Below are 8585 nucleotides of genomic sequence, written 5' to 3' on the forward strand. Positions count from 1 at the left end.
AGTGACGACTTTCACTCGTCAAATTAGGAACAAGCATCTTAGAATTGTTAAATAATACTTTAAAATTTTCAGCAAGTTCTCTGATTCCATCAACAACTGAAAATCTAGTATGAAAACCAAGTTTCTGTTTGATTTTCGAAAAGTCAACGTTATATGAAAAATGAAGCCCGTCTTTTTTGATATGAACTATTTCTACGTCGTTTTCTACATTCTCCTTCACAAGTTGTGCAACTTGGTTTACTTTGTAATTCTCCTCAGTTGATCCAACATTAAACACTTCCCCGATTGCGACATCTTCCGGTGCTCTGATTGCTGTAGTTATTGCCCTTACAGTATCTTGGACATGAATATAAGGTCTCCAGTCTTCTCCAGTATCAAAGATTGTTATTTTCTCGCCTATTACTGCTTTAAATGTAAAAAGGTTAATTGCAAGATTGAATCGTATTCCAGGAGACCAACCATAGTTTGTAGCAAATCGTAAGCAAGTTACAGGTAGTTTATAATCTTTGTGATACTTAAGACATTCCAATTCTCCTTTGTATTTTGCATCTGCATATGGATTTGGGGGTGTTATTGAAGATTTTTCATTTAATAATTTGTTTTCTCGCTTTCCTCCATACACATTACAAGTAGATGCATATATTAATCGATTGATACCTTGTTCTAAGCAAGTTTCAACAACGTTTTTGGTTCCCTCGTAATTTACTTTCATAAAAAGATCTGGCATATTAAATGAATCACAGGCTCCAGTTATCGCAGCTAAATGAATAACGATATCTTTATTCTCCATTGCTTTTAGAAGATCTTGTTTTTTTAGAACATCGCCTCTAAAAAATCGATATTTAGCCTTTGAGGGCAAATTTGCGAGCATGTATTCTCTTCCAGAAGAAAGATTATCGAAAACAGTAATATTGATTTTATCAGTAAATGCAAATGGAAGTTTTCTGATTAAAAGAGAACCAATATATCCACAACCACCGGTAATCAAGAGATTCAATAATTCTGCCTTCCTTTTATTCTAATTTATTCTATTTAGGTATTCGCGTAATATGAGTTCTAATTCCTTGTTTGTCTTTATATACTTTCGACAATTTTTCGTATAAATAGAATTTTGGAAAAAAGTTTTTCTGTCAAATATTCTTGATCAAAATTGTTGGGAGACTAACTCTTAAATGGGTAAATTGTATTTGCCAACACGCTTTTCCCATGGCCATTTTCGACCATTATTTTCAAACCAAGTTATTGTATGCCTTAATCCTTCTTCAAGGCTAACCTGAGGTGACCATTTTAAAATTTTCTTTGCCTTTTCATTACTGCAGCACAGGCGATCTACATCAAGTGGACGTAATCTCATAGGATCTGTATTGATTTCAATGTCCGTCTTACCTTTTAAACGTGCAATAAGATAGGTCAAATCTTTGATCTTAATATCATTATTACTACCTAGGTTTATTGTTTCTCCCCTCGCAGTTAAAGTTTGCCCAGCAAGTAGCAAACCTCTAACTGTATCTGAAACATAAGTAAAATCGCGGCTACTTTCGATATTACCTAAATTGAGTATATCTGATCTTGACAACTGACTAATCAGTATAGGGATAATATATGGATGTGTCTCGCGCGGCCCATAAGCATTAAAAGGACGGATTATCACGATTGGAAGGTCCTGTTCATGATATAGTGTAAAACATAATCTATCTGCGGCCAATTTTGAGGCTGCATAAGTTGAATGAGGATTTAGAGGATGTTTCTCGTCCATTGGAATGTATTGGGCAGTTCCATAAACTTCTGAGGTTGAAACGTGGCAAATCATCTTGATATCTGCTATTTCGGAAGTAGCAGCTAAGAGCACATTTAAAGTACCTGTCACATTGACTTCAAAGGTCATTCTAGGGTAAGCATAAGAAGCAGGAATAAAGGGAAAAGCGGCTAAATTAAAAATCACCTCTTGATCCTTAACTAATTCCTTAACTAATTCTTGGTCACGTATATCGCCTCGGACAACATTTACTCTTTGTAATTCGGCAAGATTAGCGTCCGCACCTGAGGAAAAATTATCCAAAACCGTAACCACAGCTCCAAGTTCATGTAACTGCCTCACTAATTCTGAGCCAATAAAACCAGCTCCCCCAGTTACTAGAATAGGTGTGTCTTCGTAGCGATGCAAACTTAAATCACCTTCATCTTAGGCATGTAAAGTAAATTTTTTGAAAAAATGATGATAGAAATTAACTAGAATAGCAAACTAGTTGATTTATTTTATAAACTTGGACCGTATTTTGAAATATAAAACACCTGAAAAATCGAATTTCCCAGGCTTTTTATCCGTTTTAAAAAACATTGAGGGAAAATAAGTGTACTCGATATCTCTAGATTGTCAAACTTATGTTAGATTCGAAATTTAGATACATGCAAAATAAAAATTGTTATGTTTGAGGAACTTTAATGAAATTTCAGCGAATTGAAGACATGCTTCTGTTCCAGACTATCATGGATGATAGTAAATTATTCGTTAAAGAACTGGAAACGATGAGGAAGAAAAAAAATTCAATTGACTGGCTTTACATCATAGAGTGTGCTAAAAGGAATTCTATTATTCCTCAAGTTTACATTTTTTTTGATATTGCTAAAGATATTCAAGTACCAAAGGAGATTCTTGAACAATTAAGGCGTTTATATTATAAATACTTATCTTATTATCTTACAGCAAATTATACGATAAAAGAAATCATAAAGTTGTTTAATAAAAACAATATTCGATTTCTATTAATAAAAGGACATTCCATTGACCAATTCTATCCTCATTCTCATTACAGACAGTTTTTAGAGATTGATGTTTTAGTCTCCTCAGTGAAAAAATTCAAAATGGCTTGCAAAAAATTAAGAGATTTTGGATACAGGGTTTTCCCAAAAAGACAACTTAAAGAAAAACATCTGTTCGCCTTAAATTTTGCTAAAAAGGATAGAATAAGTATTGATCTCCACAAAGAATTAATTTGGGGAAATCATAAAAACTGCAAAGAAGAACTTTTTCGAAACAAAAATATAATGAAAATTGATGGATCAAATCTCTTTACAGTTTCTCCAGAAGCCAACATTTTGTTTATTTGCTCAAGATTATTTGAATCAGGGTATTTTCTGATTAGAGATATCTTCGACGTTATAAGAATAATTTCTTATTCCAAAGACCAACTAAAATGGGATCACATTTTATATAGTGCGCAGAAGAATAATCTGTTATTTCCACTTCTATGTCTCCTTTATCTTGTTCACTTCTTTTATCATCCAGATTTAATTCCCAGAAGCGTTTTTAAACAATTGTCAAGAAATTTCTTTTTAAAACTGATTTGGGCGTTATTGAAAAAAACTAAAATAGAATTTCCATTATTCTGGAACTCTTCAGTAAGTAAGATAGGTCTATTATACGGAAATCTCCTTAAATCTAAAAGAAATTTGAAACAATTTATTTTAGATGTCCAAAGATCTGGACTGAGTCATGAATTACGATTTCTTTTGGCTCAACGCATTAAACAGCCAATTGCTTTCCATTATATTAAAGAAATGCTTATACGAAAATGAAGACTTATCTCATTTACTAAAGTGAATTCAGATTATGATGAATAATAATTAAAGGTGACGTTTTTCGAAAGTTATTCCTTATAAGTCAATGAATTTCGGGTTAGATTATATATATTAAAAGCATAGACTTTTGATAATTTGGTAACTGGAAAAGGGTTTTCGTCGAAATAAAGGTATCAGCGAAATATCGACAAGAGGAATATACAGAAATGACACGTGGAATTATTTTTGCACATTCAGATATGACTGAAATATCAGAACCTCTTTATTTTCACCCCGCAACTTTAGATGAGACATTAGTTCACCAAATTGCAATCAAAGCAGCCACCCTCGTTATGACCACCATAGATCTCTCCATAGATTTTGAAGGCGCTTCATTATTTCAATTTCCCGACAAAGGGATTACTATTTTAGTCTACTATTTTCTTTTTTCACTTGAAGAGAATGAAACAGAAAAACAAACCCCTGCAACTATATCTTTGTTAATAGAATCAAAATACGATTGGTTTTTCTTTAAAGAGATTAAACCTTTAGTACGCCGCATTGCTCTAATAGTAAGAAGAATCAGAGATTCTGGAGAAATTCTAATAGAAGAATTCAAAGAATTGTACAAATTTCTTAACACGGTGTATCGTCGAGATGAAGACCTTAAAAATTCACGAATTTTTTCGTCCCAAGCGATTAAGAAACCAATTTACATTTCAGATCCTCAAGGATTTTTAGATTACTACCCTTATGTCAATCTGGATTTGGGAGATGCGATTATCTCACATCTAATAGATGGCGATGCTACTATAGCAGAACTATCAACGATCTTGAGTGCCTCATCCTTTGAGCTACTTCCCATATTTCAACGGCTTTTTCGTTATAAACTGATTTCTCTTAAGAATAATGCGTCAGTTTTAGAATTAAAGAAATAGTAAATTAATGTATAAAATCTCATTTTAAAGAGTTTTTCCCTAAATAATAAATTAAGAACTCTCTAGGATACCAAAGGATTATTTACATTAAGAAGAACATCTTTCAGAAGTAAATAGAAACCCCCAATAATTTATTGTATTGTATTTGAGTGATTCACAATGAAAAAAAATAGAAACGTCTAGAAATTAAAGTTCTGGCTTTAAGTCAAAATGCGCTTCTTGGAGAAAAAAAACATTGGGTGACTTTATGGTTCCTGGAAAAAAACGAAAGGATACATCTCAGACTTTGCAGCAGATTTACAGGAATTATATGTACAAAAGACTTTCATTAAGAGAAAAGAATTCTAAAAATGGCTAAGAATATCTCAAAAATACGAAATCCAATTGAGGAAACCGTTAATTTTAAATATAAGGAGTAAAGATATTAGAAAAAGATTAACGTATCAATTGGTGTTATACATGAAATGGGAAAAACCAGAAATTAAGGAACTTGATGTCGAAATTGGAGTCGTCAAGGGATCTTGGGGATTCTAAAATATTTTTTTATTTAATTCCTGCTATTTTTTAGTATATTTTGGGCTTAGTCAACTCATATTAAGCTAGTTTTCAATATAATCTTTTTTAAGATTGAATAAAAAAATCTAAAATACTGGCTAGTTTTAGTACTAATCGTTATTATCGAAAATATCATCTACAGTTTTTAAAACTTGAGAGTGATTCTTTCCTAAAAATAAATCATAACATTTTATGTTGCGAACTAAACTGTATGCTATTTCAAATATACTTTTGCGAATTGATGTGTCCTTTTGTACAGATGGAAATGGATCAAAAACGCAAGGTAGTAATCTTTGAAGTGCTTCCTCTGATGACAATTGTTTATAATTAGACTTTCCAGAAGTTAAAATCGGAAATGCAATAAATTTAAGCTTAGCTTTTCTTGTTAAACAATTTGCATATATCTCAGTAATGTCAATGTAAGGACGCTTAACTCGTGTTCCTTTTCTCCTCGTATAAATTTGAAATTCTGAAAATTGTTCAATTATATCTGGCCGGACTTTCAATCTAAGAGGAAAAGCAAAGATCTCAAAAGTAGAATTTTTACTTAAAATTAGTGGATAATCATCAGACAGAAAATTATAGCCCAATCTTGTCAATATAATTGAGAGTGTGGTTTTTCCGCTACCTGCTTTACCTGGAAATAGAATTCCCGCGTTATTCTTTGAAGCTGCTGCAGCATGAACACTAAATATCTTTTTTTTAATTAGTTTCTTTGTTAAGATATTCATAATCATGTCTGTGAGCATATGGTACACTGAAAGATTTTCAACTGTTGAGTATCCGTGATAAATTTCCTGATCTGGATTAGCTAGAAAGATAACATTGCCAGACATACCGTTTATAATTATCCAACTATCATCTAACACACTAATACTAAATTCCGCTAAATCGTCGGTAAGAATTTCCTTTATCAGTTTGGCTTCTTTTAAACCATAAAAATTAATAGGAAACGACTTTAAATCATTCATAATTTGGAAAAATACGTTTGCATCTAAATTTGAATCCTTTATTGAGTTTAACTCGAAATGTTTATAGTCTTCCAATATTTCATCGTGATAGAAATCTGAATTAGATATGAAATTCAGTCTTACACCATGTACTGATATCTTTGTAATCCTGAACATGAAATCGAACTCATGTTTTTGTTATCTTCAATTAAAAATATGAAAAAAATTTCCTCTGAGTTTTCGTGATATATTACTTCTAAATATCTTATACTTCTTTAGCTGTTTTGGCCTCAATTTTGAAACAAATATTTCAAGTAGAAAGCCAATCTTAGTCTTGAAATTAACATTGCTGTACTTATTTTTACTATTTAATTCGATTACTTTAGCAAAAACAGATCTAGCTTGAATTGGACGATCAGCAAAATAAGAATTATCTCCTTTGGTTAAGAAATAAGTTGTCTTTAATTTGACTTTCCATAAAACTCTGTGTCCAATCAATGTTCCTGCTTTTTTAAACAGAATGATATCTCCAATTTTAATTTGTTCAACAGTCACTTTTTGAAAAAAAACTTCTTCTCCATCTTTAATTGAAGGTTCCATACTTTGTCCACGAAAGGGTAGTTTTACCTTCTTTTGATTTTTCAATGCCCTCAATATTAACTCTAAGCTAATCTTTTCTTCACTTTGTTCTTCTGTATTTTGTTCACTACTTTTTTTCACAAAAACACCCAACTCAGGACATATAAATCTCAAAACAGTGATAATTGCATTTTTTTTATATTAATCGCTTGAATTAAATAACTTATATGTTTAAGACTTCAATCACTCTAAACAGATCATTATTACCTATTTGTATGACCTATATTGCTTTTTTTAGTAATTCTTAAATACCCTTTCGGACACGATAACCAGTTCTTATAAAAATTTAGAATCTTTCTTAGGAGCGGTTTTTCATTGGGAATAACTTGCATAATTAATAAGAAGCCTTATTATTATATTTCAAAATTTAAAAATCCAAAAAAAGTTTTTTGCTTCGCTTTTATACTTATCTTCACTTTAAGCATAATATCTTATACTTTTCTTTTTGATAGTCGTTCACCTCAATTGGAGATTATTTCTCCACTGGACAATTCTACTGTTTTTGGAAACGTTAAGATTGAGGTAAATGCAGAGGCTTATCACGAGATTTATAGAGTAACATTAAGCATAAATGAGGGTACATCTTCACAGATGGATAAAATTAATGGAAATAGCCAGCAAGGCAAGTATGTTTATGTTTGGAATACGCAGGAGATTCCCGATGGAACATATGAACTTAATGTTCAATTGATTGACACTTTCGGACATACAACACAAAAACAAATTACAGTATATGTAAAGAACGTTTTTATTAGTACTTTCAGTAGTTCAGCAAAGGATTCTTCTAATGAATTGGTAACGGATTCAAACCAATACCACTATTTGTCTTTTGATCAGATATCGGAAACTGGTTTCATAGTGGAAACTGAAGAAATAGAAGAAACATTCAATGTAATTGTTGAAAAAACAGAAAGAGAGGAAGATAGGGTCCTAATATCAGGAGTTTTGTCATTTAACGGGCCACTTCCAGATGCTTTTTGGTTTAATGTAACAGGAGATACAGGACAGTTATTAAACTATAAATTTAACCCAGAAATTCCAGAAGATGCTATATTGCAAATAACTGAGAATGAAGAACCGCCACTCATTATTAAAATAGACGGAAACGCGATAAACGAACAAGAAACCTATCTTTTCGAACTTTATTTTGAGAATGACAATGAATTTAACGGTAAAATCAAAGTTGGAACTGGTACAACTGTTGTCTTAGTCTATGAAGCACAAAACGATCCTACTATAGACGGAACATTAACTTCTGGAGAGTGGGATGGCGCTTATGTTATGGCATCAGATTGGAAAGCTGAAAATGGAGGAGCATCTCCAACATTTGATATCGCTGCATATATAATGCAGAACTCCACACATGTTCTTGTTGCTTTTAATATTTCAGATGCCATTATCGTGAGCGATCCCTATGGAGATTATGCAGTAGTTTATTTTGATGTAAATAATGATGCTCCACCTCCACAAATTGTTGGTGATCCAGCGATAGATGACCATGGTTATGGTATAGTGAGAACTCCAACTGGAGGACTTCGTGAAGAACGTCAGGGAATAGGTACCAGCACAGGAAGGGAAGGTTGGGATGATTCAGGCAAATGGCGATATTGGGATATTATTGATCCTCCTTCTGCAGCTTGGAAATCTGGCTTCTTTGATGACGATACTTATTGGTCAATTGAATTAGCAATTCCTTTTTCTGAACTTGGAGTAACTTCTCAAGATGTAATCGGTATTAAATGTCTATACGGTGAGAGTGCAACTGAAACGGAATTCGCATGGCCACCTGGTGGCGGAGATCCAGGTGAACCCGTAGGTGATTTGGATGCAGAAGATGACACTGCCAGTTATGGTGATGCCTATTTGGATATTGATGGTCCAATAGTGTGGAACGTTACAGTAAGTCCTCAACAAGCGATAGAAGGAACTCTTTTCACGTTTACAG

At 32.5% G+C, this 8585-nt stretch carries 7 protein-coding genes; 3 read left to right on the forward strand and 4 right to left on the reverse strand.

Features of this window, described 5'->3' with window-relative positions; translation table 11 throughout:
• Positions 1-997: NAD(P)-dependent oxidoreductase (locus QVB70_RS16085; RefSeq protein ID WP_287588380.1), on the reverse strand; the 997-nt coding region annotated here is incomplete at its 3' end.
• 171 nt (positions 998-1168) lie between these two features.
• Positions 1169-2164: an SDR family NAD(P)-dependent oxidoreductase gene (locus QVB70_RS16090; protein WP_287588382.1), complete on the reverse strand. Its 996-nt coding sequence runs from the start codon at positions 2162-2164 to the stop codon at positions 1169-1171.
• A 278-nt stretch (positions 2165-2442) separates the two neighbouring features.
• Between QVB70_RS16090 and QVB70_RS16095 the strand changes: the two genes are divergently transcribed.
• Positions 2443-3576, forward strand: a complete 1134-nt coding sequence (locus tag QVB70_RS16095) for a nucleotidyltransferase family protein (RefSeq protein WP_287588383.1) — start codon at positions 2443-2445, stop codon at positions 3574-3576.
• 209 nt (positions 3577-3785) lie between these two features.
• On the forward strand, positions 3786-4496 hold the full coding sequence (locus QVB70_RS16100) for a hypothetical protein (protein ID WP_287588385.1): 711 nt from the start codon (positions 3786-3788) through the stop codon (positions 4494-4496).
• A gap of 665 nt (positions 4497-5161) precedes the next feature.
• Here QVB70_RS16100 and QVB70_RS16105 read toward each other — a convergent pair.
• Together QVB70_RS16105 and QVB70_RS16110 are read right to left on the reverse strand one after the other, a co-directional pair.
• A complete protein-coding gene (locus QVB70_RS16105) occupies positions 5162-6178 on the reverse strand; it encodes a hypothetical protein (protein WP_287588387.1) in 1017 nt (338 codons plus the stop codon).
• Between the two features lie 27 nt (positions 6179-6205).
• Positions 6206-6721: a signal peptidase I gene (locus QVB70_RS16110; RefSeq protein WP_287588389.1), complete on the reverse strand. Its 516-nt coding sequence runs from the start codon at positions 6719-6721 to the stop codon at positions 6206-6208.
• A gap of 384 nt (positions 6722-7105) precedes the next feature.
• Here QVB70_RS16110 and QVB70_RS16115 point away from each other — a divergent pair.
• A partial coding sequence (locus tag QVB70_RS16115; RefSeq protein ID WP_287588390.1) for an Ig-like domain-containing protein occupies positions 7106-8585 on the forward strand: 1480 nt, incomplete at its 3' end.

Source organism: Candidatus Borrarchaeum sp., assembly GCF_019058535.1.
Lineage (GTDB): Archaea > Asgardarchaeota > Sifarchaeia > Borrarchaeales > Borrarchaeaceae > Borrarchaeum > Borrarchaeum weybense.

Coding starts and splice junctions, on each gene's coding strand:
- QVB70_RS16100 (WP_287588385.1), top strand. CDS start 3,786: ATGACACGTGGAATTATTTTTGCACATTCAGATATGACTGAAATATCA.
- QVB70_RS16095 (WP_287588383.1), top strand. CDS start 2,443: ATGAAATTTCAGCGAATTGAAGACATGCTTCTGTTCCAGACTATCATG.
- QVB70_RS16105 (WP_287588387.1), bottom strand. CDS start 6,178: ATGTTCAGGATTACAAAGATATCAGTACATGGTGTAAGACTGAATTTC.